Below are 23,323 nucleotides of genomic sequence, written 5' to 3'. Positions count from 1 at the left end.
ATAACGCCTAAGTTCAGTCACTAACTGATGTTATTTTCAGCTAATCCAGTTGTTTGCTATTGCGTAAACTCTGAATAATGCTTTTTCTTACTTCTCCTAAGCGAATGCTGTTGCCTTTCTGCCAAGGGACAGGGCGCAATAATGCAGCCGCTTTAATACCTAATCGAGCTGTTAAGATCCCCACACCTAAACCTTGCGCAGCCCTTGTCGATATTTTGCCTGCAAGATCCATAGACAGCAGATCCATACTCGCATCAGCGACGAGTTCCGTTGCTCCTGCTGCAGCCATATTGATCAGCACCAGCTTAAAGAGTTTAATTCGAGACCAATAGCCTAGTTCAACGCCATACACCGTTGAAAGCTGTTCAATCAACTTAAAGTTTCGCCATGCCACCAGCAACATATCTACCACGGCAAGCGGGCTTAATGCCACCAGCACCGCTGATTCACTGGCTGACTTAGCAATCAATTTTCGACATTGCTCATCTTGCGTAGCAACGACAAAGTTATCGTACATTGCCATAACTTCTTGGTCGCTGTGAGTTGCATTAACGGCATTCTCCCAGCGTTCAAAACCTGGGTGTTCAGCAGCAATACCACTTTGTTTGGCTAACTGCTGACAAAATGGTTTGGCTTTGCCCAAATCGTCTAGCTCATACAAAGCCTGAGCTTTGTCTTGATCTGAAAAGCGGTGTCTAAGCTTGCGGAGTTTCAATAATTCTCGTCCGATGGCGCCAACGCCCATTGCTGAAATCGCCGCAATAAAACCAGACCAACCTAAACTAAGCCAATTTTGAGAAGCAACAGCGGTGATCACCGAGTCAACCGCCTGCCAGCCGACTAGGCCTGAGAATGTTGCCAATAGAACCGTCGCAAGCATTCTATTTTTTCCACTCGGTTTAATGACTTTTTCAAGGGCTATTTCGGGTTCTTTGTCGACTTCCGGCGCACTGGGTACAAACTTTGCCTGTAGCTCAAATTGCTGACCTGCCGTCAGTTCTGGTTGTTGAGCACTGTCTTGCTGTAATGGCGAGTCAAAGACCTGCTTGGTTTTTATTTCACTCATTTTAATTTGTCTCCAATCAAAAATTGCAGCGCTTTATCCATACGAATATGGCCACACGGAGTATTCGTTTCCTGCTCTAACGGTTTAAAACTGTAAAATTCAAATTCATTATTTTGCCAATATTCTGCGGACGGCAGTTTGGCGGGAACGTCACCAGGATAAAGCGTAATCGGTTGATCGTTCTCCATCACGCCCTGTATTGCTGGTTGGGTACTTTCTTCTGCAGAACGGCTCTTGTTCGTCACAAACCCGGCCTGAGTCGCCTTAATCGACGCCAGCGTCATACACGTCATGTCAATGTTCTCGTACGCGGTATGCTGCCATGCGGGGTGAACCATCTGTTTAAGCAGTGAGGTTAAGTTAGCATGTTGATCTGGCGTCACGTGATCCGCTTTGGTGGCGGCAAATAATACCTTATCAATTTTGGCTGAAAACAAGCGGCTAAACACATTGCTCCGGCCATATTTAAAGCTCTTTAACAACTGTTCGATTGCGCCCTGCATATCATTAAAGGATTCATGGCCAGCATTAAGCGGTTGTAAGCAATCCACGAGTACAATTTGACGATCAAATGTAGAAAAATGCTCTTTGTAAAAGCGTTTCACGACTTTGGTTTGGTACTCTTGATACCTCGCTTTGAGCATGGCGTATTGGCTATGCTTGGCATGTTTGTCGGTATCATCGGCGATCTGATAGGGAAAAAACTGCAATACGGGTGCGCCTTCTAACTCGCCTGGCAACACAAATCGCCCCGGTTGCACCCAATGCAAACCTGCTGACTTACAATCGTATAAAAACTGAGTATAGAGCGAAGAAACTTTTGCCAACTGGCTTTCATCGGCTTCAGCATTGGTATCAAATTCTGCCAGTGCAGCAAGCCACGGTTTTGCCAGCTCGGCTCGTGTTCCTTTCAAAGCTTGAAACTGCAAGTCACTCCACTGCTCAAAATCTAACTCTAACAGCGGTAAGTCGAGCAGCCATTCACCCGGATAGTCAACAATGTCCAGATAGAGAGTGGCCGTCTTAGAGAGCAACTTCAACGCACCCGATTGCGGCTTATAACGAATAGCTAACCGAATTTCACTCACATCTTTTGTTGGCTCAGGCCATTGTGGTGGGGTTGAATGCAAAGACTCCACTGCGGCATCATAACCAAAGCGAGGTACCAACAAATTCGTTTGAGGCTCTCGTTTCGCGCCAATTAAGCGCTTTTCACTGGCTGCACTAAACAAGGGCAAGTTATCGTGAGTCGATGTATAGAGCAGTTGATTAACCAAAGAAGTGATGTAGGCTGTTTTGCCCGCACGAGACAACCCTGTAACCGCCAGCTTTAAGTGCCTGTCCATACTTCGGTTGACTAAATCGTTGACTTCTTGGCTTATTCTTCTCATTTCCGAGCTCTCAATCTTTTGCTACATAGCATGAATACAGAGTATGCAAAATAACGTATTAATACTAGATGAACAAAAACTTAATCAAAAAAACGCAGCCCTAGATAGAGGCTGCGTTACATTATTTACACTGACTAAATTAACACTGGCTATTTTTCAAGGTCAGCGATTTAGTGGCATGAGCTATTTTTGCGCTTCCGCAATTTTCACTTTCCAAGTATCAGGGCCAATTTGGTGAGCGTTTGCTCCGCTAGAATCCACCGCAACCGTTACTGGCATGTCCTCGACTTCAAATTCGTAGATGGCTTCCATACCCAGTTCTTCAAAAGCCACAACACGGGCTTTCTTGATCGCTTTAGATACCAGATATGCTGCTCCGCCAACCGCCATTAAATACACAGCCTTGTGCTCTTTAATCAACTCAACGGTTGCAGGGCCACGCTCTGCTTTACCAATCATGCCAGTAAGGCCTGTTTCGCTTAGCATCATGTCGGTGAACTTGTCCATGCGAGTAGACGTTGTTGGGCCAGCAGGGCCTACCACTTCGTCTCCAACTGCATCGACAGGGCCTACGTAATAAATAAACTTACCATTAAAGTCGACACCCTCAGGTAATCCTTCACCACTTTCCAATAGACTTTGAATGCGTTTATGCGCCGCGTCACGGCCTGTTAAGATTTTACCTGACAGCAGAACGGTCTCGCCTACTTTCCAATCTTGTACGTCTTGTTTAGTAATTTCATTCAGATTCACACGGCGCGTATTTTCACCCGCTTCCCAAGTGATTTCTGGCCAATCTTCTAGCTTAGGCGGCGTTAATTCTGCCGGGCCACTGCCATCCAACGTGAAATGCACGTGACGAGTAGCAGCACAGTTAGGGATCATACAAACCGGTTTGGAAGCCGCATGAGTTGGGGCTGTGTTAATTTTAACATCGACTACCGTGGTTAAACCGCCAAGACCTTGTGCGCCAATACCCAGCTTGTTTACTCGATTAAAGATATCTAAACGCAGCTCTTCTTCAGCATTCTCTGGGCCGCGTTCGATCAATTCATGAATGTCGACGTGCTCCATCAAGGATTCTTTAGCCAGCACCGCTGCTTTTTCAGCCGTACCGCCAATGCCTATGCCCAACATGCCCGGTGGACACCAACCCGCGCCCATAGCTGGCAGCGTTTTTTCAACCCAGTCGGCGATGTCGTCCGATGGATTTAGCATGACCATTTTGGTTTTGTTCTCTGAACCGCCGCCTTTTGCAGCAATAGCAATCTCGACGTGATCACCTGGAACCATATCAATATGAACCACGGCTGGCGTGTTGTCTTTGGTGTTTTTACGGCTACCTGCAGGATCAGCCAGCACCGATGCACGCAACGGGTTATCTGGATTGGTGTAAGCTTGACGAACGCCTTCATCCACCATTTGCTGAACCGTTAAATCACTTTCCCATTTGACGTTCATACCAATCTTAACAAAACAGGTCACGATGCCTGTATCCTGACAAATAGGACGCTTACCTTCAGCGGCCATTCGCGAGTTAATTAGGATTTGTGCCAGCGCATCTTTTGCAGCTTGGCTTTCTTCACGTTGATAGGCTTTATCAAGTGCTTGGACAAAGTCCATTGGATGGTAGTAAGAGATGTATTGAAGTGCATCAGCCACACTGCTGATAACATCCTGCTTGCGAATTACGGTCATACAATGCCTCGGTATTATTATTTCTGCTTCCAGTCAGATAACAAGAGTCAGTTCACGGCACAATTATTATTGCCACTTCGTGCAGTTCACGTCCCTTGGTGTATGGTTTTATGATACTCTTGCTGGCCATTGGGCGCTACGAACGCATTACTCTCTTTGTCACAAATTAAACAAATGAATAACACTGCCAATCAGAATATTTCTATCATTCCAATAAATTACAGCCATGATCTCACAAGTCAACTTTTTGCTAACATAGAAAGTCAGCCGTGGGCGATGTTGCTACGCTCGGTTTGTGAGCATCACCCAGACAACCGCTACGACATTTTGGTGGCCAATCCCATTGCAACCATTACCACTTACGGTGAACAAAGCTTTATTACGCAAGACGGGAATATCACCTCAACTTCCGAGGACCCATTTACTTTAATAGATAGCTTACTGGCTAAATCACTCCCCTATTGCGAACCGACAGAGGGGATTCCCTTTATGGGTGGCGCATTGGGCTATTTTGGCTATGACTTAGGTCGACGTGTGGAGTCGATGCCTAACATTGCCATTCACGACATCAACACAGCCGATATGGCAGTTGGGATCTACTCTTGGGCGGTTATCGCGGATCATCAAACCCAACAAGCATTTGTTGTCGGGGTGGATGCGAAAATTCATTGGCAGTGGCTAACTGAGCAAAACGCTATACAACACACAGACTTTAATTTGACCAGTCCATGGCAATCTAACATGGATAAGCAGGGCTATGCGCCGCGCTTTGAACAAGTGCAGGAGTATTTACGGTCAGGTGACTGTTATCAGATCAACCTCGCTCAGCGCTTTAAAGCGAGTTATGACGGGGGGGAATGGCAAGCCTACCAAAAGCTTGAGACGGCTAATGGCTCGCCCTTTTCGGCTTTCATCCGTACCGACGAATGCGCTATCTTGAGTGTCTCACCAGAGCGATTTTTGAAACTCGATCAAGGTTATGTTGAAACCAAGCCAATCAAAGGCACTCGCCCTAGAAGTGAAGACCCTCAAATAGACAAGCAAGCGATAGTCGATCTTGCTAACGCAGAGAAAGATCAGGCTGAAAACTTAATGATTGTCGACTTGTTAAGAAACGACATAGGTCGAGTCGCCAAGCCGGGTACGGTTACGGTTCCTAAGCTGTTTGATATTGAGAGTTTTCCGGCGGTCCATCACCTTGTTAGTACGATTCAAGCTTCATTAGACGACCACTACTCAGCCTGTGACTTGCTACGCGCTTGTTTCCCAGGAGGCTCTATCACGGGCGCACCAAAAATACGAGCGATGCAGATTATTGAAGAACTCGAACCTCACAGACGTAATATGTACTGTGGAAGTATTGGTTACATCAGTCGTTGTCACAAAATGGACACCAGCATTACTATTCGTACTTTGGTCGCCCATGACAACCAATTGTACGCATGGGCCGGCGGTGGCTTAGTTGCAGACAGCCAGTTAGACGATGAGTATCAAGAAACGCTAGATAAACTGAGCCGCATTTTGCCTACACTCGAAACCCCAGCATCAGATAGCCTTTAGATCACATATAGTCGGCTAAGGGCGTCGCCCTTAGCTATCTTTCTTGGAACAGTGAGCAAGTCCCCCTAAATCAAAACCTCGCGTAAGTGAAACGCGCCTATATCGCCTGTCCGCCCTTCAATTTCACCCGCTCACATTTGCCCTTTTTTATGAATCACATCTATAGTTAACACAACGTTATAATTCTTCTAGTAAAAGCGCATTGTGCAGCCTATTCCATCAAACAGAAACTAGATAAAAACCACAGAATGTAAACAATTACATCGGTTATTGTATTTAACAACGTCACTAGGCTAGGGAAACAATTATGAAAGAAATGTTGGTCGTAGAAGACAACAATTCCATCGCCGCTGTTATTCAACAAATTGGGCAGTCTCTTAAATATAATGTCACTGTTGCGAAATCACTTGCCGAAGTAAAAGAGATACTGGCAAAAAAAACAGATTTTTTTGTCGCTACCATTGACTACAGTTTGCCCGATGCCTACGAGGGACAAGCGATTTCATACGTATTAAAACACGACATTCCATCAATCGTAATGACAGGAAGAGTCAGTGATAAGATACATCAGGAATTACTTAAGCTTCCCATCATTGATTACATCACGAAAGAAAATTCTCAAGCTTACTTTTACCTACAACGTATTCTTCACAGCCAACTGACCAACCATAAGATTGGCGTATTGGTCATAGATGATTCGTTGTCGGTTCGCAGTTATGTTTCTTCTTTATTAGAACGCCGTAATTTCACTCTTTATAGTCAACCTGATGGCAAAAAAGCACTGCAAACCCTCAAAGACCACTCGGATATCAAATTGGTCATCACCGATTACGACATGCCCGGAATGAACGGTATCGAAGTGGTCCAAGCCATAAGGCGTTTATTCACGGAACGAGAAATCATTATCATTGGGTATTCAGCGTCATCAAAAAGCTATCAATCTGCTCGATTTATCAAAAGTGGCGCTGACGATTACTTGCACAAGCCTTTTTGCCCTGAAGAGTTCTACTGCCGTGTTTTCAAAAATGTAGAAAGGCTGCAATATATCGAGAACATCAAGACGGCATCTGTAGTGGATTATCTAACGTCTTTGTCCAATCGTGATCACTTCATCGAAATGACCGACAAGCAACTCGACTTTATTGAAATGAGTAAGCTCACTTATCTATTAGTTGTCATCCATATTGATAACTTCAAAAAGATAAACGATAAGCACTCCTTTTCGGCCGGTGACCAAATTCTGATTTCGTTATCTTCTTTGCTTAAAGAACGCTTTAAGGCAGCAACGTTGGCTCGATTTTATGGTGCAGAGTTCGGCTGTCTTATCTCGGGTACCGACTTGGCAAAAGTCAAATCAACGCTAGTCGATTTTATGAAAACAGTAAAACAACTGAGCATCCCTGTAGAAAACCAAAGCATCCACTTTAGTGTCAGTATCGGAGCCACGGTTGTCAAAAAGCAGCCGTCCATTAAATTATGCATTGAACAAGCCGATGAAGCTTTGCATCAAGCCCAAAGCGGCGGCGACAATCAAATACACATCGACGTTAAATCCAGTCAGCCATCTAATCCGGTAGAAGTTACCTAATTGAGTGGCGTCATCGTTTCTTAATTTCGTGGCCCTCTTTTATTGTTAATGACTAAATAAAATGGGGCCGCCTTTAACTCTTATTGATGACCAAAATTAAGAATGCCATCAAGACATACACCAAGCTAATATCAGAAACTCAAATCATCAGTATTTTGTATTACTAGTACGTAGCCCATCTTAGATATTTCTCTCTAGCACTTAATTTACGTCTCCTAACAATACATACATACGCTATAGTTATATAAGCACCTTATACATCATTAAAAATCTCAAACCACGGAAGCACGATGGATAGAAACGAATTTCTCAACCAATTCTATGTGAGCCCACCAAGCCACTATTTTAACGACCAACGGCTGTTAACCAAAAACGCAAGTTCATTACGGCCTGCTGCCGTGCTCATTGGCTTAGTCGAGCGCCCATATGGGTTACAAGTGATCTTGACCAAACGTGCGATACACCTGCGTCACCATCCTGGACAAATCAGTTTTCCTGGGGGCAAAGTTGAAGACGAAGACCTGAGTGTCGTCGAGACCGCATTAAGAGAAGCTAAGGAAGAGATTGGCCTAGACCCAAAACATGTGACCGAAATTGGTCGCTTACCTGCACTAGATACCTTTAGCCGCTTTCAAGTGACGCCCATCATTGCGTTTGTGGCACCTGATTACCAAACCCAAATTGACGAAAATGAAGTTCAAAGCGTTTTTGAAGCCCCAGCAAAGTACTTGTTTAATCGAAGTAACCTCCACTCCCTACAGTTTAGAGTACAAAATGGATTGCATAACGTATTTGCCGTGCCATATAAACAACACTTAATCTGGGGAGTAACTGCTCAAATAATCCACTCGATGCAGACACAATTTAGCAACGTTCACCTCAAATACAGTTAACAAATTGAATTCATTAAAATCAACGCCTCCCTCTTATACACTCACTATCACAAGAAGACGAAAACCCTTTGTTAATAATGCCTGCGATATGAAATATTCTTGTAACACATAAATCACAACATTAGAAAAACTAATGCCAAAACAAAGTTTAACTCATCAGTGGCACGCAATATACGTGACAGTCTTCTCTTTTATAGAACTAATTCTCGAAAGGGTGCGTTTTTATTGATCTAGAGACTGACATTACTATCAAAAAGATGGAAAATACGCCTTGTAATTCCTGTTCCCATAAATTACACGAGAATATTACTATGCAATCAACTGTTACTACGGCGAATAACGCCAAAGCAACAAACTCTAAGTGGACTTATAAAGACTTCACTTGGGCACTTTCACTTTTCGGTACCGCTGTAGGTGCTGGTGTACTTTTCCTTCCAATTAAAGCGGGTGCTGGTGGCTTTTGGCCATTAGTTATACTTGCATTAATTGCAGCTCCAATGACATGGTTCGCGCATAAAAGTTTAGCACGTTTCGTACTGTCATCTAAAAACCCAAATTCTGATATCACAGACACTGTAGAAGAGCATTTCGGTAAAACTGGTGCAAACATCATCACTTTCGCTTACTTCTTTGCTATCTACCCTATCGTACTTATCTACGGTGTTGGTATTACAAACACGGTTGACTCCTTTATGGTGAATCAGCTGGGTTTTGCATCGATTCCTCGCCCAATTCTATCTGGCGCGCTAATCATGCTGATGACCGGTGGTGTTGTATTCGGTAAAGAACTGATGCTTAAAGCAACGTCAGTAATGGTTTACCCATTAGTGTTCATTTTGCTTGCACTTTCTTTCTACCTAATCCCTGAGTGGAACACGTCAATGATGTCTGTTAGCCCTGATTGGAGCACTATGCCTTCTATCATTTGGTTAGCAATTCCTATCATTGTGTTTTCTTTCAACCACAGCCCAGTAATCAGCCAGTTTACTAAAGAACAACGCCTTAAATATGGTGACGATGCAGTTCAAAAAACTGACATGATCACTGGTGGCGCAGCAATGATGCTAATGACATTTGTAATGTTCTTCGTATTCTCTGTTGTTCTGTCTTTATCTCCGGCTCAACTAGCAATGGCTCAAGAACAAAACATCAGTGTTCTTTCTTACCTTGCGAACGTTCATGAATCTCCACTAATTTCGATTCTTGGTCCTGTTGTCGCGTTTGCAGCAATCACATCAAGCTACTTCGGTCACTTCCTAGGTGCACATGAAGGTTTAGTTGGTCTGATTAAAACTAAAACGTCTAAGCCAGTTAAAACGGTAGAAAAAGGTTCGCTAGTATTCATCGTTGTCACTACATGGATTGTCGCAATTGTAAATCCGTCGATTCTAGGCATGATTGAAACAATGGGTGCACCAATGATTGCAGCTATCTTGTTCCTAATGCCAGTATTTGCAATGCAAAAAGTACCAGCAATGGCGAAATACAAAACATCAACGTTTGTGCAAGTTTTCACAGCAATTTGTGGTCTTGCATCAATTAGTTCTGTAATCTACGGCGCTCTTTAATCTCAATCAATTCTCTATAAGATGACTCTCACCTTATATTGCGAGATTAAGTAAAAAATATAATGATAATAAATGAGCCTCCCTACTCCCCTTGGGAGGCTCTCTTTTTGAGGTAATCGCTATGATTAGTGTTTTTGATATCTATAAAATCGGTGTTGGTCCATCGAGCTCTCATACTGTTGGACCAATGAAAGCGGGTAAAGAATTTATTGATGACCTACGTTCAATGGGAAAATTGCGCGACATCACTAAAATCACCGTGGACGTATATGGATCACTATCACTGACAGGGAAAGGTCACCACACAGATATTGCAATCATCATGGGTCTTGCTGGCAACACCCCTGAGAAGGTTGATATCGACTCTATCGCGGCTTTTATTGCCCGTGTTGAAGAAACGGAACGTCTACCTGTTGGTATGCACTGTCATACTGTCTCATTCCCTAAAGATAGTGGGATGAACTTCCATAAAACCAATCTATCATTACATGAAAACGGCATGAGCATCCATGCTTGGATTGATGACGAAGTTGCCTACTCAAAAACTTACTATTCTATTGGTGGTGGTTTCATCGTTGACGAAGAAAACTTCGGCAAAGAGCAAGAAAACCCGATTAAAGCACCTTATGAATTTACTACGGCTGAAGAGCTAGTCAATCAATGTAAGCAAAGTGGTTTATCGATCAGCGCATTAGTGATGGAAAACCAAAAATCACTTCATTCAGAAGAAGAGTCTCGTACTTACTTTGCTAACATTTGGAAAACAATGCGCGAATGCATGGATCGTGGCATGAATACTGAAGGTATTCTACCGGGCCCGCTACGTGTACCTCGTCGTGCTTCAGCACTTCGCCAACAACTACTCACTTCAGAGAAAACAAGCAACGATCCAATGACCGTTGTTGATTGGGTCAACATGTATGCCTTCGCTGTAAACGAAGAAAATGCGGCAGGCGGCCGCGTAGTTACAGCCCCTACTAATGGCGCATGTGGCATCATCCCTGCTGTTTTGGCTTACTACGATAAGTTTATTCAAACTGTGACCGAAAAAGACTACATTCGCTACTTTGCAGCTTCTGGTGCAATTGGTGGTCTTTATAAGCGTAACGCTTCTATCTCTGGTGCTGAAGTCGGTTGTCAGGGCGAAGTGGGCGTTGCGTGTTCTATGGCTGCTGCTGGTCTTGCTGAGCTAATGGGTGGAAGCCCAGAGCAAGTATGTATGGCTGCAGAAATTGGTATGGAACATAACTTAGGCCTTACTTGCGATCCAGTTGCCGGTCAGGTTCAAGTGCCGTGTATCGAACGTAATGGCATCGCCGCAGTGAAAGCGATTAATGCTACTCGTATGGCGATGCGCCGTTCATCTGATCCACGTGTATCTCTTGATAAAGTCATTGAGACGATGCTTGAAACAGGTAAAGACATGAACGCTAAGTACCGTGAAACCTCTCAGGGTGGTCTCGCCATCAAAGTGGTTTGCTAATTAACTTGAGTTAATTAATTAAATTGCTAGATTGATGCGATCTTAGTCGCGCAATTTCACAAGTACGGTATACAATTAAGGCATGGCTCTCCATGCCTTTTTTTATGGTTAAATATGATCGCAATTAAAAAAGCAAAAATTAAGTACTTCTCATCCCTTATCGAACTCAATGTCAGCGTAGAACAAAAAGGCTACGTCACGACATTCGATCATTTATACGAAAATCGCTCAAACGAAGACGTTATCTATGCGATTACTCATGATGCAAAATACGTGGGCTTTTTCGCCTTGGATTTTGGTTTCGAAAAGAAATACACCTTCGTTAAGAATCACGAAATCGGCCTTAAGAACTTCATCATAGATCAACGCCATCAAAAGAATGGGTACGGTAAAGCAGCCATAAAACGGCTTCAACAGTACCTGTATTCAAGTTACCCCGACGTCGGGTCAGTATGCGTGATGGTAGATAAGAAAAACGACGCCGCATACAAATGCTTTACCGATTCAGGTTTTGAAGATACGAAGAAAATGTTCTTTGATGATGACTCTAATCAAATTCGAATTCTTCGCTATATCGTTGTTGCCCCATAACACCGATACAAAAAATCCCGAGCAACCATGGTTGACTCGGGATTTTTTACCACAACGTTAGCAATCAATATAAATCGGCGCTAATCAGTGCTATTTGACTACTGACCTCGGTAGATACATCCAGCAGTACACGTTTCTTTTATCTCAATTTTACTAAGCAGCGGTAATGCAGGCTTTAGTTCATTCCAGATCCACTTTGCCAGCACTTCACTGGTTGGATTTTCTAACCCTGGAATGTCGTTCAGGTAATAGTGATCTAAGCGATCGTAGATAGGTTTGAATGCTGCTTTAATTTCAGAAAAGTCAATCACCCAACCAGTGTGTTCGTCGACTTCACCTTCTACGAAAAGACGCACTAAAAAAGAGTGTCCATGTAAACGACCACACTTATGACCTTCAGGTACATGTGGTAAGTGGTGGGCCGCTTCAAACATAAATTCTTTGTATAACTCAGTCGTCATAATCTGTCTCTAAAAAACGCAAAAATACCTCGAAGCCGCGATGCTACTGAAAAGCAATCCAATACTCAAGCCTTGTTGCCGATTAAGTCACAGACAATCCTACTCAACAAAACAGCCCTCATTCATTTAAAGCTCAACACGAAGAATTCGATGGTGCAAATAGCGTTCGCATCACAGGTCATTTAGTTTGTGCGTGTTCACAATCACACATCCGTAATAAAAACACAAAAAACAAGGTTTTATAACTTATTATTAACAATGTCTAATCATTCTTATTTAGTATCGTATGAACCTATCAATTACATCAAAGCTTCTTATTACTCTGGTAGCGGTTTTTACGCTCGTTTTAGCCTCATCTACCGGATATCAGTACTACCAACAACGTAACTTACTTAACTCCGTACTAAGTGAGCAGTTGCATGACAAAGCCAGTAACTACTTCGACAGCTTGAATATGATGATGCTGACAGGAACCATGTCGCAAAAAGAAACCTTACGTCAAAAAGCACTCGCTCAAGGTGGCATAGAAGAAGTTCGAGTCATACGTTCAGAAACCGTCAATAAGCTATACGGCACAGGCAGTGAGGGCCAATCCGCCCAAGATGACATAGACAAGCGAGCACTAAACGGTGAAACCATCATTGAACCATTCAAAGCAGAATGGGGGAAAGGTTTAGTCGTCGCGCTTCCCATGAAAGCCAGCGAGAACTACCGTGGAACAAACTGTATTGCATGTCATATGGCAACCGATGGCGAGGTACTTGGTGTTATTCGTTTGGAATATAATCTGAATAGCGTTAATTCGATGATAAGCCAAAGAACGTTTATTGCTATTGCGATAATGACCATCATTGCGGGTATTGGCTTTGTTGCCGCTTTGTTTGTTATTCGTAAAATTATCATTAAGCCACTTAAGCAGACTTCTATTTTTATGAGGGAAGTCAGTCAAAACCGCAACTTAACTTTAAGGCTCAACTCAACTCGTAGAGACGAGGTTGGTCAGTTAACCAGCGATATTAATTCTTTGCTAGAAAGTGTTTCAAACGGCATGACGCAGGTTCAAAAGACATCGCACTCTCTTGCTATGGCTGCAACGGAATTAACAGATGTCGCCAAGGCAACCGAACAAGCCACGACCAACCAATTGGATGAAAGCGCCGATGTTAGGCACAACATGTTAGAGCTTCAGCAACAGCAACAAAATATCGAGCAAGCAACCCGAGATGCCTCAGGGTTAATCACAGAGACAACCGATACCGCTAGAAACAGTGCAACGACCGCTCATCAGGCTAGCCAAGATATTCAGTCGCTGGTCTCTGATATTGAATCAGTAAAAACTCAAATTGGTGAACTCAATAACCAAACCGACCAAGTCACCACCATTTTAGCGGTTATCAAAAGCGTTGCTGAGCAAACCAACCTGCTGGCATTAAACGCGGCAATCGAAGCAGCTCGCGCTGGAGAGAATGGTCGCGGCTTTGCTGTGGTCGCCGATGAAGTTCGTCAACTGGCCAGCCGAACCCAAGAAGCAACGGGTAGCATTCAGTCAATCATCGAACAGCTGCAAAACGGGAGTAGCCAATCTATGACCGCTGTTGACAGTGTATGCCAACAAGCGCACATTCGCGCACAATCGGTTGATGAATTGTCCAGTATTTTGTCTCAAGTAACAGAGCAAATGCAGCAAGCAAATTCACACGCAAGCAGCGTACAAGATCAAGTGGGTTTACAAACGCAAGTGAGTGGCAATGTCAGTGACAAAATCTCAGCAATTACTACCCATGCAGAGAAAACCTCGCATTCAGCGGGACAGACCCGAGAGATTTGTATGTATCTTGAGCATACATCCGAGCAACTAGAGCTATTACTTAAGCAATTTACCCTGCCAGACAATAATAAAGGTTGAAGCGAAATATTTGACAGGTAATATGTCAGTTTGAAATCAAAGAAAAAATTTCCAGACGAACTTTTAATCATCTTGAGTCAATAGATTCATTTGGATTCCAGTTCGGCTGTATTTTGACCTCAATGGAGAATATATCAAACATGACTTACGCGCCTGTAACAGACGTATTAAGCGGAAAACTTGCGGTAGACAGTGAAGTAACTGTTCGCGGTTGGATCCGTTCACGTCGCGATTCCAAAGCTGGAATCTCTTTCCTTGCCATTTATGACGGCTCTTGTTTCGACCCGATTCAGGCCGTGGTCCCAAATGAGTTGAATAATTACCAGGAAGAAGTTCTTAAACTGACCACTGGTTGCTCTGTTGAGGTAACTGGCAAGATCGTTGAATCACCAGCTAAAGGCCAAGATTACGAACTTGCTGCTACAGAAGTTAAAGTCGTTGGTTTAGTTGAAGACCCAGACACCTACCCAATGGCGAAAACTCGTCATTCAATTGAGTATCTTCGTGAAGTCGCTCACTTGCGCCCACGCACAAACGTAATCGGTGCTGTTGCCCGTGTTCGTAACTGCTTATCTCAAGCTATTCACCGTTTCTACCATGAGCAAGGCTATTTCTGGATGTCTGCTCCGCTTATTACTGCATCTGATGCAGAAGGCGCAGGTGAAATGTTCCGTGTCTCAACTCTAGACATGGTTAACACACCAATGACAGACGCTGGTGAAGTTGATTACGACAAAGACTTCTTTGGCAAAGAAACGTTCCTGACTGTTTCTGGCCAATTGAATGCTGAAGCCTATGCTTGTGCATTGAGTAAAGTGTACACGTTCGGCCCTACTTTCCGTGCTGAAAACTCAAACACAAGCCGTCATTTGGCTGAGTTCTGGATGGTTGAACCGGAAATTGCGTTCGCTGATCTTGATGACGCAGCGAAACTCGCTGAAGACATGCTTAAATACGTCTTTAAAGCGGTTCTTGAAGAACGTCGTGACGATCTTGAGTTCTTTGCTCAACGCATTAACAAAGAAGCGATTTCTCGCCTAGAGAATTTCGTTGATTCTGATTTTGCTCAAGTTGATTACACTGACGCTATCCAGATCCTTATCGATTCAGGTAAAGAGTTCGAATTCCCTGTTGAATGGGGTATCGACATGTCTTCTGAGCACGAGCGTTACCTTGCTGAAGAGCACTTCAAAGCACCGGTTGTCGTGAAAAACTACCCGAAAGACATCAAAGCATTCTACATGCGTATGAATGAAGATGGAAAAACCGTTGCAGCGATGGACGTTCTTGCCCCTGGCATTGGTGAAATCATTGGTGGTGCTCAACGTGAAGAGCGTATCGACCTGCTTGAAAAACGCATGGAAGAGATGAACATCGACCCTGAGCACATGAGCTGGTACTTAGACTTACGTCGCTATGGTACTGTTCCTCACGCTGGCTTCGGTCTTGGTTTTGAACGTCTGGTCACTTACGTAACTGGTATGGCTAACATCCGTGACGTAATTCCTTTCCCACGTGCAGCACGTAGCGCTAACTTCTAATTATTAGAACGTTAACCTGATCATCATATGAAAGCCACCTCACTGAGGTGGCTTTTTTTTACATCTGACACGGTTAATCCAAGCAAAAACGTGACAGCAATGACGTTAAAATAACCAATAATGAGACCCTTCTCACTTTTATAAATTACTTCTTTGTTACATTTATATCGATAACTAGAGTTAGCTCACCTAAATATAAATGAAACCAATTTACGTTAACGCTAGTCCAATTATCGAGAGTACTAAAGACTTAGTATAAAAATTAGAAAAAACAGAGAGAGTCACAATGAAAAAAATTGATGCTGCAAATTTGGAATACAAAGGCGAATCTAACGGCGTGCATAATTGGACAACTTCGTCGGGTCAACCTTATTACTGGCACCCCGATTGGCTTCATATTGCTGAAGACGCGACAGGATCACACCCCAAACAAGCCTTAGAAGTCGCCGATGAAGAAGCACCGAATAAAGAACATGCCGTAGCCGCTATTCTTAAACACGTAAATGACTGGGCAAAATCTAAACTTTCCAACAATCCGGACATTGAGTCGAGTGCAATTGAAGCTCAAATGAAGCTCAAAAAATAGATATTAGCCCCTAGCCCAACGCTAGGGGTTATCCCTTGATGTAAGCGCCCTTTCCCCCTTCCCTCAATATATTCAATCGCCATGAAATTTAACATTTCAATTGACGGTCTTTATAGGTACGCTTGGCTGGCGTAATTTGTATCAATCAAAATGTACAGAAATTCCACTACACTATTATTTGGATAGTAATAATAAGAATAAGGACGTCCCATGAACCAGAGCAACTATGACGCTTCGTTAACTATCAAACTGTATGTCATCGCTGGCGCACTGTTTGGTATCTACGGAGGAAGGGTTTGCCCTATGTTAGAAACTCTAACGGCATCAGAAGTGTTCACTCATGTTTCGATTACTTTCGCATTCTTATTTTTAACTCGTCATTTTTTGCTCGTCCACTCAACTTGGATGAAAGATCTGCATATCGCTCGCCTCGATACCGCCGCTTTTTTTGTGGCCAGTATTCCATTAGCCCTTTATTACAATTTGATCAGCAACTTTCCATTAGACAGTAATTTGAAAGTGCTGTTTGGCATGGCCTTGTTCGGTTTTTTTACCGGTACCATTTTGCAACTCGTTGCGAAAATGAAAAAAATGGACTCCTTTTCACATTCGGACCATCAACAATTTCAGCTTCAAGGTGAACGCCAATCAATGGTTAAGCAAATGATTGCATTGGTGGTAATGCTGCTCGTCACTCTTACTTTGATGCTGTCGTTAGTGGCACTAAAAGATATTTTTTGGCTCAAGAACAATCCAGAAAGAATCTTCGATGGAACTGGCCAGATCAGTGTGATCAAAGAGTTCATCTACATTGCCGGTATTTTAGGGGGCTATGCCATCACCATCATGCTACTTTGGACTAAGCTAATGAAGCGTGTACTGTTAAGCCAAGAATGTTCATTACTCATGGTCACCAAAGGCAATATGGACACTCGCCTACCTGTATTCGGTAATGACGAATTGGGCGCAATGGCCACCTTGACTAATACGATGCTTGACACTTTGCAGTCCAGCCAAGATGAGATCAAAACCACACGTGATGTCGCCATTACCAGTTTAGCTGCTCTCGCTGAATCTCGTGACAACGAGACGGGGGCTCATATCATCCGAACCCAAGAATATGTGCGATCTCTGGCTATCCACTTAGCGCAAACGCCGCAGTACCAAGAACAGTTAACACCAACATATATTGACCTACTGTATAAATCCGCACCATTGCACGATGTCGGCAAAGTTGGCATTCCAGATGCCGTATTACTCAAACCAGGGAAATTGACCTTTGAAGAATTTGAAGTGATGAAACAGCACCCTGAAATTGGTGCGAAAGCCCTTTCAATTGCCGAGCAGCATCTGGGTAGCAGCTCATTTCTTCAAGTAGCGAAAGAGATTTCTCTGTCCCATCATGAAAAATGGGACGGCAGCGGTTACCCAAATGGGCTTTCGGGTCAAAATATTCCGCTTTCAGGTCGTTTAATGGCCGTCGCTGACGTGTATGATGCTTTGATTTCCAAACGTGTATACAAGCCAGCCTTTACTCACGATGAGGCTAAAGAAATCATCATCAAGGGAAAAGGAGCACATTTCGATCCTGAGGTTGTCGATGCCTTTATCGCTATGGAGCACGAATTCATGTCTATCGCCAAGCAATATACAGATAAAGCGAACCAAGAACCCAATGATAGCAACGCACTTTCCGCTCAAACTGCTTAGCCCCTCTCTGCTCAATAGCAATAGTGAATAGTTTTGCATCTAGAATTGATACAGATGCAAAACCTTAGCTAATACCCACTTTTCTCGGCGTATTGGTGCATTTAGACTGGTTGTTTTATGACCTTAATCATTCCCATTGAATATAAGGCAATAAATTCCCCTTATTTCAGGTTGAATCCCTTCTACTGGGAAGGTATAACTAGGCTATATCTTTCACTATCCCCATTTTAATCAACATGGAAGCCGATTATGTTTGAAACAGTCAATGCCGCTCCTGCCGACCCTATTCTTGGTCTTACTGAAGAATTCAAGAAAGACGCACGCGCAGAAAAAATTAACCTAGGTGTCGGTATTTACAAGAACGAAGAAGGTCAAACACCTGTTCTTGCTACCGTAAAAAAAGCAGAAGCTGCTTTATTGGAATCGGAAAAAACCAAATCATACCTAACCATCGAAGGAACGGCTGAGTACGGTCTAGCCGTGCAAAAATTGCTATTCGGCGCAGATTCAAACATCGTTAACAATAAACTGGCTAAAACAGCACAAGCGCCAGGTGGCACCGGTGCACTTCGCGTCGCTGGTGAATTCATAAAGCGTCAGTTAAGCAGCAGCAAGATTTGGATCAGTAATCCTACTTGGGCAAACCACAACGGTGTTTTCTCAGCTGCGGGCCTAGAGACCGCTCAATACGGCTACTACAACGCTGATAGCAAAGACAAAGATTTCAACGCGATGGTTGATAGCTTAAACCAAGCTGCAGCGGGCGACATTGTTCTCCTTCACGGTTGCTGTCACAACCCAACAGGCATTGACCCAACAGAAGACGAGTGGGAAGTATTGGCTAAGCTATGTGCTGATAAAGGCCTAATTCCATTGTTCGACTTTGCATACCAAGGTTTTGCAAAAGGTGTTGAAGAAGACGCAACTGGTTTACGTATTTTTGCTCAATACAACGAAGAAATATTGGTAGCAAGTTCGTTCTCAAAAAACTTCGGGCTGTACAATGAACGTGTTGGTGCATTCACTCTTGTGGCAAAAAATGAACAAGTCGCGACAACCGCATTCTCTCAAGTTAAAAGCATCATCCGTTCAATTTATTCAAACCCACCAGCACATGGTTCAGCTGTGGTGACTTATATTTTGAACGATGCAGCATTACGCGCAGAGTGGGAAGCAGAAGTAGCAGAAATGCGTGATCGCATTCAAGAAATGCGAGTGCTTTTCGTAGAGACACTGAAATCAGAGGGCGTATCGAGCGACTTTAGCTTTATCGAGCGTCAAAATGGCATGTTCTCTTTCTCTGGTCTAAGCAAAGAGCAGGTCAATCGCCTTAAAGAAGAGTTTGCCATCTACATTGTCGGCTCAGGCCGCATCAGCGTAGCAGGCATGACCAAGTCAAATATGGGCCCTCTATGTAAGGGCATTGCTGCCGTTCTGTAGTCTTATATTCGACAACATATACTGATAAAGCCGGCATTTTGCTGGCTTTTCTTTTATCTAATTTGCCCCACATCACATAATTTGTGCAAGCCAATGAAATCATTCCTATAAGTTATCATTTCCGCTGATTACAATTCCATCAATTATGACACGGCAGCTGTACTTGATCTAAATCACACTTTTATTATTTGACTGTGCTACTTTTCCAATTAATACGTACCACGTGAAATTTAATTGCAATATTAGAGAGTTGTATGGCTAATAAATCCTACCCCAAAGAACACAATCTAATTTCAACCACTGACCCTAAAAGCATCATTACTTCAGCGAACGAGTCTTTCTGTGACGTTGCAGAATATACAGAGCAGGAACTCATTGGCTCACCCCACAATGTGGTACGACATCAAGACATGCCAAAACCAGCGTTTGAGCAAATGTGGCAATACCTGAAAAGCGGCCAAAGCTGGATGGGCTTGGTAAAAAACAACTGTGCTGGCGGGGATCATTATTGGGTGTCTGCATTTGTAACGCCTATTGTTAACGCTGCTGGCGAGATCGAGGAACATCAATCCGTACGAACTAAGCCTACTGATGAACAAATAGAGCGTGCAGAATCTCTGTACAAAAACCTTCGCGAAGGTAAAAAGCCAGGCATCAAGCAAACTTTACGCCGCCGGTATAATCAATGGCAGTTGATATTTGCAGGGCTCGCCGCTCTCATTGGTATTATCGGGATGTTCTCTGGCGATCAAACGGCATTGTTTGCGACGGTTTCTGTTATCTCTTGCTTTACAATGCTCATGGGCTTCTTGCAGCAATCTCGTATTAACACCATTCAAGAGCTAGCAAAAGATTCTTACGACAATGCACTTATGGAATATCCGTACACCGGTAAATTCGACGATTATTCTAGTATTGAAATGGCGTTGATGATGCGTAAAGCCCAACTTCGCGCTGTTGCCGCACGAACCGCCGATACAACAGGAAAGCTGCTCATTTCAGCCGAAGATGAATTCGGCAACACACAAACCATTCAGCAACAACTGAATCAACAGTGCAATGAGACCGAGCAGGTTGCAACTGCAATTACCGAGCTTACGCATTCAATACAAGAAGTGTCCGACAGTGCGCTTGCTGCATCTCAATCGACTGATGAAGCTAATAGCGAGTCGCTAAAAGGCAAAGTCATGATAGAGAATACGATGGATGCAGTGGCAGGCCTAACTGCAGAGTTAGAGCGTTCAAGAACCATCGTCGACAAACTGGCTGAAGACAGCCAAAAGATCGAGCAAATTCTTGATGTTATTGGCGCTGTATCTGAACAAACCAATTTGCTTGCGCTCAACGCCGCCATAGAGGCCGCACGAGCAGGTGAAGCTGGACGAGGCTTCGCTGTCGTCGCAGACGAAGTAAGAAACCTAGCCTCTAAAACTCAATCTTCGACTCATGAAATTCATGGAATGATTGCTGAATTGCAAGGCACAGCAAAACAAGCCGTCTCGATGATGTCTCGTGGTGGGGAATTATCGGTAGAGTGTAATCAACGTGCTCAAGAGACAGGTGTCGTACTGAATAACATCACAGACATGCTGGCTAACGTAACCAATAACAGCCATCAAATTGCAACGGCAGTTAACGAACAAGCTAACGTAACGCAGGAAGTGAATAGAAACATCACTAATATCCAAACCTTAGCCAATACCACCAGTGAGACATCAAGTACTTCGGTAACACGAACCAGCGACTTGGTCGTTCGCCTTGAGTCAATGCAACGCCTCATCGGTCAGTTCATGCGATAAGCTAAGTCTAGGCAAAAGCTAAGCCCAGATAATAGCTAACTCACCGTAATAATAGATAAATGCCATAAAACCATCAGACTAACCCAGTCTGATGGTTTCATTTGTTTGGTGTATTAGTTAGGATGGTTGAAACATTTCAATCGAGCCCGCCAATGCAAGCTGAAATACTGGAAATTAAAGCTTTTCTAGCTCAATACCCTCCTTTTGACGAACTGCCAGAAGACGTTCTCAACGACATTTCTCACAATATAGAAATTTCATATTATCGAGAAGGTACTCCGATCATTCATTTCGGCGATCAAATTCATGATCTCTTCATCGTCAGAAGCGGCGTAGTTGAAGTCTATCGACGCAAAGGTGAACTGTATAACCGGCTCGATGAGGGTGACCTTTTTGGTCAAATGGGGCTATTAACAAACAATAAAGTTCGTTTCCCTGTTAAAGCAATCGAAGACACCTTAGTTTATTGCGTTCCCGAAGCCACCTTCCAAAAGCTTTACGAAGAGTATGAGAACTTCGCTGATTTTGTCGAAGTCGAGGATGCTGCTCGTCTGCGCACGGCCATGTCTAACAACTCAGACGCCAATGATTTAACCACGTCTAAGGTTCGCACCCTTCTCACACGGGAACCTATCACCATAGAGCGAAGCGAGCCTATCCACAAAGCCGCGATTAAAATGGCCGAAGAAAATGTTTCTGCGCTGCTGATCGTCGATCCTGATCGCGAAGAAGAAGACGAAGACGATAATTCAGTGATCGGCATTATAACTGATCGGGATTTATGTACTCGTGTTCTCGCAACCGGTTTATCCCCAGAAGATCCCGTATCAGACGTAATGACAACCGAACTAGTATCTCTTGATCATAACGCCTACGTTTACGAAGCGATGCTGACCATGCTTAGGTATAACGTACATCACTTACCTGTCCTTAAAAATCAACAGCCTATTGGCATTATTGAAGTCTCTGACATTGTCCGTTATGAATCTCAAAGCTCCCTATTGCTCGTTAGCAGTATTTTCCAACAACAAAATATTGAAGAACTAAAAACCCTGTCAGAGCAAGTCAAAGACAGCTTTGTTCGAATGGTTAACGAAGATGCCAACTCCCACATGGTGGGAAGTGCGATGTCCGTTATTGGCCGTAGCTTCAAACAACGCATACTAGAACTGGCAGAAGAAAAATTTGGCGAGCCTCCAGTGCCATATTGCTTCCTAGCACTTGGTTCGATGGCCCGTGATGAACAACTTATCGTGACTGACCAAGACAACGCCATCATTCTTGACGAGTCTTATGATGAAGAGTTGCATGGCGAATACTTTGCCCAATTGGCTGACTTTGTTTGTAAAGGGCTCGACCAGTGTGGCTACGTATTATGCACAGGCGACATCATGGCAACAAACCCTATGTGGCGCATGACCAAGCGTGAATGGGAAGAATGCTTCGCCGACTGGATTGACAACCCTAACCCTAAAGCGCTACTAAATAGCTCAATTTTCTTTGATTTAGACGGTGTATATGGTCGAGTCAAATGGGCAGAGCAGCTCAATGGTTTTATCGTACGCCGTGCACGCAAGAATAACCGTTTCTTAGCTTGCCTCGCTCGTAATGCTTTGAACCGAACTCCCCCATTAGGCTTTTTCAAAAGTTTCGTAATGGAAAAAGATGGCCAGCATAAGAACTCCATCAACCTTAAACGTCGGGGTACCGCACCTCTTGCTGATCTTATCCGCGTGCATGCACTTGCCGTTGGCTCTCGCTCACAAAACTCATTTGAGCGATTAGATGACATTATCGATGCCGGTATATTGCCTCAAGGCAGAGCCCAAGATTTACGTGATGCTATGGAGTTTATCTCCACGGTAAGGATCAGACACCAAGCGATTGATGTTGAATTAAAGATTGACCCTGATAACAACATAGAGCCAGACAACCTGTCCGACTTTGAGCGAAGAAACCTAAAAGATGCTTTCCAGATTTTAAGTAATGCTCAAAACTTTCTTAAGTTCCGCTATCAAGCTAATAGCTTCAAATAGGGCCCA

At 43.7% G+C, this 23,323-nt stretch carries 17 protein-coding genes; 13 read left to right on the top strand and 4 right to left on the bottom strand.

Going from position 1 to position 23,323, the window contains the following annotated elements; translation table 11 throughout:
- Positions 1 to 40 precede the first annotated feature (40 nt).
- The 3 genes from QWZ04_RS19645 to QWZ04_RS19635 all read right to left on the bottom strand — a co-directional run bounded on the left by QWZ04_RS19645 (position 41) and on the right by QWZ04_RS19635 (position 4,155).
- Positions 41 to 1,066, bottom strand: a complete 1,026-nt coding sequence (locus QWZ04_RS19645) for a YcjF family protein (RefSeq protein WP_290329936.1) — start codon at positions 1,064 to 1,066, stop codon at positions 41 to 43.
- Complete coding sequence (locus tag QWZ04_RS19640; RefSeq protein WP_290329935.1) at positions 1,063 to 2,457, bottom strand: YcjX family GTP-binding protein; 1,395 nt, start codon at positions 2,455 to 2,457, stop codon at positions 1,063 to 1,065. The genes QWZ04_RS19645 and QWZ04_RS19640 overlap by 4 nt, the downstream gene beginning before the upstream one ends.
- A 183-nt stretch (positions 2,458 to 2,640) precedes the next feature.
- Positions 2,641 to 4,155, bottom strand: coding sequence for a fumarate hydratase (locus tag QWZ04_RS19635; RefSeq protein WP_290329934.1), 1,515 nt, complete (start codon positions 4,153 to 4,155; stop codon positions 2,641 to 2,643).
- A 174-nt stretch (positions 4,156 to 4,329) separates the two neighbouring features.
- Between QWZ04_RS19635 and pabB the strand changes: the two genes are divergently transcribed.
- The 6 genes from pabB to QWZ04_RS19605 all read left to right on the top strand — a co-directional run bounded on the left by pabB (position 4,330) and on the right by QWZ04_RS19605 (position 11,838).
- Positions 4,330 to 5,715 (top strand): aminodeoxychorismate synthase component 1, encoded by a 1,386-nt coding sequence (gene pabB, locus QWZ04_RS19630; protein WP_290329933.1) that lies wholly within the window; start codon positions 4,330 to 4,332, stop codon positions 5,713 to 5,715.
- 307 nt (positions 5,716 to 6,022) lie between these two features.
- Positions 6,023 to 7,303, top strand: a complete 1,281-nt coding sequence (locus tag QWZ04_RS19625) for a GGDEF domain-containing response regulator (protein WP_290329932.1) — start codon at positions 6,023 to 6,025, stop codon at positions 7,301 to 7,303.
- 290 nt (positions 7,304 to 7,593) lie between these two features.
- Entirely contained in the window at positions 7,594 to 8,196 is a 603-nt protein-coding gene (locus tag QWZ04_RS19620; RefSeq protein WP_290329931.1) for a CoA pyrophosphatase, read from the top strand.
- A 311-nt stretch (positions 8,197 to 8,507) separates the two neighbouring features.
- On the top strand, positions 8,508 to 9,764 hold the full coding sequence (locus QWZ04_RS19615) for an aromatic amino acid transport family protein (protein ID WP_290329930.1): 1,257 nt from the start codon (positions 8,508 to 8,510) through the stop codon (positions 9,762 to 9,764).
- A gap of 121 nt (positions 9,765 to 9,885) precedes the next feature.
- Positions 9,886 to 11,247: an L-serine ammonia-lyase gene (locus QWZ04_RS19610; RefSeq protein ID WP_290329929.1), complete on the top strand. Its 1,362-nt coding sequence runs from the start codon at positions 9,886 to 9,888 to the stop codon at positions 11,245 to 11,247.
- Between the two features lie 114 nt (positions 11,248 to 11,361).
- Complete coding sequence (locus tag QWZ04_RS19605; RefSeq protein ID WP_290329928.1) at positions 11,362 to 11,838, top strand: GNAT family N-acetyltransferase; 477 nt, start codon at positions 11,362 to 11,364, stop codon at positions 11,836 to 11,838.
- A gap of 98 nt (positions 11,839 to 11,936) precedes the next feature.
- Here QWZ04_RS19605 and queD read toward each other — a convergent pair whose 3' ends face one another.
- Positions 11,937 to 12,299 carry a 6-carboxytetrahydropterin synthase QueD gene (queD, locus tag QWZ04_RS19600; RefSeq protein ID WP_290329927.1) on the bottom strand — a complete coding sequence of 121 codons (363 nt, stop codon included), beginning with the start codon at positions 12,297 to 12,299 and terminating at the stop codon, positions 11,937 to 11,939.
- A 286-nt stretch (positions 12,300 to 12,585) separates the two neighbouring features.
- On the opposite strand from queD, the gene QWZ04_RS19595 reads away from it, so the two are divergent.
- From QWZ04_RS19595 to QWZ04_RS19565, 7 genes are all read left to right on the top strand, one after another.
- Positions 12,586 to 14,205, top strand: a complete 1,620-nt coding sequence (locus QWZ04_RS19595; protein WP_290329926.1) for a methyl-accepting chemotaxis protein — start codon at positions 12,586 to 12,588, stop codon at positions 14,203 to 14,205.
- Positions 14,206 to 14,345: 140 nt separating this feature from the next.
- Positions 14,346 to 15,746: an asparagine--tRNA ligase gene (gene asnS / locus QWZ04_RS19590; RefSeq protein WP_290329925.1), complete on the top strand. Its 1,401-nt coding sequence runs from the start codon at positions 14,346 to 14,348 to the stop codon at positions 15,744 to 15,746.
- Positions 15,747 to 16,032: 286 nt separating this feature from the next.
- Positions 16,033 to 16,332, top strand: a complete 300-nt coding sequence (locus tag QWZ04_RS19585; RefSeq protein WP_290329924.1) for a hypothetical protein — start codon at positions 16,033 to 16,035, stop codon at positions 16,330 to 16,332.
- Between the two features lie 210 nt (positions 16,333 to 16,542).
- Positions 16,543 to 18,042: an HD domain-containing phosphohydrolase gene (locus tag QWZ04_RS19580; RefSeq protein WP_290329923.1), complete on the top strand. Its 1,500-nt coding sequence runs from the start codon at positions 16,543 to 16,545 to the stop codon at positions 18,040 to 18,042.
- A 249-nt stretch (positions 18,043 to 18,291) separates the two neighbouring features.
- Positions 18,292 to 19,482, top strand: a complete 1,191-nt coding sequence (locus QWZ04_RS19575) for an amino acid aminotransferase (RefSeq protein WP_290329922.1) — start codon at positions 18,292 to 18,294, stop codon at positions 19,480 to 19,482.
- A 254-nt stretch (positions 19,483 to 19,736) separates the two neighbouring features.
- Positions 19,737 to 21,281 carry a methyl-accepting chemotaxis protein gene (locus tag QWZ04_RS19570; protein WP_290329921.1) on the top strand — a complete coding sequence of 515 codons (1,545 nt, stop codon included), beginning with the start codon at positions 19,737 to 19,739 and terminating at the stop codon, positions 21,279 to 21,281.
- 152 nt (positions 21,282 to 21,433) lie between these two features.
- On the top strand, positions 21,434 to 23,317 hold the full coding sequence (locus tag QWZ04_RS19565) for a DUF294 nucleotidyltransferase-like domain-containing protein (RefSeq protein ID WP_290330010.1): 1,884 nt from the start codon (positions 21,434 to 21,436) through the stop codon (positions 23,315 to 23,317).
- Positions 23,318 to 23,323: the final 6 nt, after the last annotated feature.

Source organism: Vibrio tapetis subsp. quintayensis, assembly GCF_030409945.1.
Lineage (GTDB): Bacteria > Pseudomonadota > Gammaproteobacteria > Enterobacterales > Vibrionaceae > Vibrio > Vibrio quintayensis.
The sequence above is the reverse complement of the archived record's forward strand: the minus strand, read 5'-3'. Positions and strand labels throughout refer to the sequence as shown.

Excerpts from the sequence above, each read along its gene's own strand:
- QWZ04_RS19570 (WP_290329921.1), top strand. The coding sequence starts at position 19,737 with ATGGCTAATAAATCCTACCCCAAAGAACACAATCTAATTTCAACCACT.
- QWZ04_RS19635 (WP_290329934.1), bottom strand. The coding sequence starts at position 4,155 with ATGACCGTAATTCGCAAGCAGGATGTTATCAGCAGTGTGGCTGATGCA.
- QWZ04_RS19585 (WP_290329924.1), top strand. The coding sequence starts at position 16,033 with ATGAAAAAAATTGATGCTGCAAATTTGGAATACAAAGGCGAATCTAAC.
- QWZ04_RS19615 (WP_290329930.1), top strand. The coding sequence starts at position 8,508 with ATGCAATCAACTGTTACTACGGCGAATAACGCCAAAGCAACAAACTCT.
- QWZ04_RS19595 (WP_290329926.1), top strand. The coding sequence starts at position 12,586 with ATGAACCTATCAATTACATCAAAGCTTCTTATTACTCTGGTAGCGGTT.
- QWZ04_RS19620 (WP_290329931.1), top strand. The coding sequence starts at position 7,594 with ATGGATAGAAACGAATTTCTCAACCAATTCTATGTGAGCCCACCAAGC.
- asnS (WP_290329925.1), top strand. The coding sequence starts at position 14,346 with ATGACTTACGCGCCTGTAACAGACGTATTAAGCGGAAAACTTGCGGTA.
- QWZ04_RS19565 (WP_290330010.1), top strand. The coding sequence starts at position 21,434 with ATGCAAGCTGAAATACTGGAAATTAAAGCTTTTCTAGCTCAATACCCT.
- QWZ04_RS19575 (WP_290329922.1), top strand. The coding sequence starts at position 18,292 with ATGTTTGAAACAGTCAATGCCGCTCCTGCCGACCCTATTCTTGGTCTT.
- pabB (WP_290329933.1), top strand. The coding sequence starts at position 4,330 with ATGAATAACACTGCCAATCAGAATATTTCTATCATTCCAATAAATTAC.
- QWZ04_RS19610 (WP_290329929.1), top strand. The coding sequence starts at position 9,886 with ATGATTAGTGTTTTTGATATCTATAAAATCGGTGTTGGTCCATCGAGC.
- queD (WP_290329927.1), bottom strand. The coding sequence starts at position 12,299 with ATGACGACTGAGTTATACAAAGAATTTATGTTTGAAGCGGCCCACCAC.
- QWZ04_RS19605 (WP_290329928.1), top strand. The coding sequence starts at position 11,362 with ATGATCGCAATTAAAAAAGCAAAAATTAAGTACTTCTCATCCCTTATC.
- QWZ04_RS19640 (WP_290329935.1), bottom strand. The coding sequence starts at position 2,457 with ATGAGAAGAATAAGCCAAGAAGTCAACGATTTAGTCAACCGAAGTATG.
- QWZ04_RS19645 (WP_290329936.1), bottom strand. The coding sequence starts at position 1,066 with ATGAGTGAAATAAAAACCAAGCAGGTCTTTGACTCGCCATTACAGCAA.
- QWZ04_RS19580 (WP_290329923.1), top strand. The coding sequence starts at position 16,543 with ATGAACCAGAGCAACTATGACGCTTCGTTAACTATCAAACTGTATGTC.
- QWZ04_RS19625 (WP_290329932.1), top strand. The coding sequence starts at position 6,023 with ATGAAAGAAATGTTGGTCGTAGAAGACAACAATTCCATCGCCGCTGTT.